Source organism: Pseudomonadota bacterium (assembly GCA_010028905.1).
GTDB lineage: Bacteria > Vulcanimicrobiota > Xenobia > RGZZ01 > RGZZ01 > RGZZ01.
In genome coordinates this window covers 1-1,620 of sequence record RGZZ01000758.1, presented here as the reverse complement: position 1 = coordinate 1,620, position 1,620 = coordinate 1, and the positions used below count along the sequence as shown (strand labels likewise).

Below are 1,620 nucleotides of genomic sequence, written 5' to 3'. Positions count from 1 at the left end.
CCTGCACCACCTGGGTCGAGCGCGCCTGTCTCTCGCCAGACGAGAGATGCTCGAGCCCACCGCATTGCCCACCCGACGCAGCCTGGGCGTGCGTACGCGTTGCTCCCGCCTCGGTGGCCGCACTGCGCGAAACCTCCGCATGAACGGTCGCGTGGGAAGCTTCGAAGCGCGCATCGCCCGCCTGCCGAGACTGCATCACCGCATCCGACAATCGCGCCTGGGCGGATGCGTCAGCCCGGGGCGCCGTGAAGCGCTCGAGGATGCTGCCCAGCTCAGGCGAATCCGCCGATCGCAGGCGAAGCTGCGCAGCGTCCGGATGCGTCTGCATCTTCTCGAAGGCTGACGTGAGACGCGTGCTCGTCTCCGGCGTGCTCGCGCTGTCGAGACGGCTGAGGAGCGCCTCGAAGGTCTTTGCGGTCAGCGATTCGGTTGTGAGGTTTGCAACCAGCCTGGCGCCGCTGTGCGATTCGATGGCGCGGGCGAGGATCTCTCCGGTCTTCTCCCGCCCCCCCTCCGCGTCGGCCATCCGCACGAAGCTGTCGAGCACCTGTCGGGCGCCGTCTCTTGAGGCGGAGGCGCGAGCGAGGAGACGCCCCACAGATTCTCCACCGCTCTCTCGGCTTCCGAGATGCTCGAGGAAGTCAGCCGTATCCTCTGCCCCACTCGAAAGCCGTTGCAGGATGCGCGCAAAAGCGCGAGCCCCTCCCTCGACCTCGAGCGTTCGACCGAATCCCTTGTTGAGGTTCGCGGCCCCGCTCGCCCCCGCGCTGGACTCGTTCAGCAGACGGGCCATGGTCTTCGAGCCGCTGCGGTCTTCAACAGACGCGTTCGTGAGGGTCTCGAGCAGCTCGGCCATCGCGCCTGCGGCGGCCGATGATCGCGTCAAGCCCTCAAACATCGTCGCGAACTGACCTGCGGCCTGCGCGCGACCGGACATGGCCCCGAAGAAGCGCACCAGCTCGGCGGCACCTCCCCGAGCATCGGTGGTGAGCAACAAGAGGCCCAGCGTCTGCTCGGGAGAGGCCTGCCCCATGTTCGCCAGAGCCTGGGCCAGATAGGTGGTGCTGCCGGGGAGGCAGCCCTGACGCAGGATGTCGATCATGCGCTGGCCCCCGTTGGGCTGAGACATCATCCACTCGAGGGCGTCTGCGAGATTGCGCGCGCCATCGGCTGCACCCGTCGCGCGTGCGAGGAACTCAAAATCACTGCTCTGAAGGCTGCCGCCGCTCGCTTTCAGCACCACGTCATCGACAGAGCGGGAGCCCGCGCTGCGGTCAGACGTGCGCGCCTCCCTCGATTCTCGAGAAGGGACGACCGCGTCTACCCGACCTGGATCGCGCGTGAGGTCAACGCCGCTCTGACGCAGACGATCTGCGGTGTCGAGGGCCTTGCGCAGCAGTGCCTGCCCACCGTCGATGTCGGCTGACCCTGCGCTCTGGATGAGCTTCTCGAGGGCTGCGGCATCGGACGCCGAGATAGCCCCCCGTGCAACGAGCTGGGGAAGAACCGACTGGAGCCGGGTGATCTCAGCGCGACTCACCGGAGCGGCGGCGGCCTGCGGAACCCCCGCCGTCTGCGCGGGAGACGCCTGTCCCTGGGGGTTCGCGGCCTCGCCCGAGG

1 protein-coding gene is annotated in these 1,620 nt (G+C 68.1%); it reads right to left on the bottom strand.

The features are described from left to right. The coding region (locus EB084_25035) for a hypothetical protein (GenBank protein ID NDD31529.1) at window positions 1–1,620 on the bottom strand (1,620 nt) is incomplete at both ends.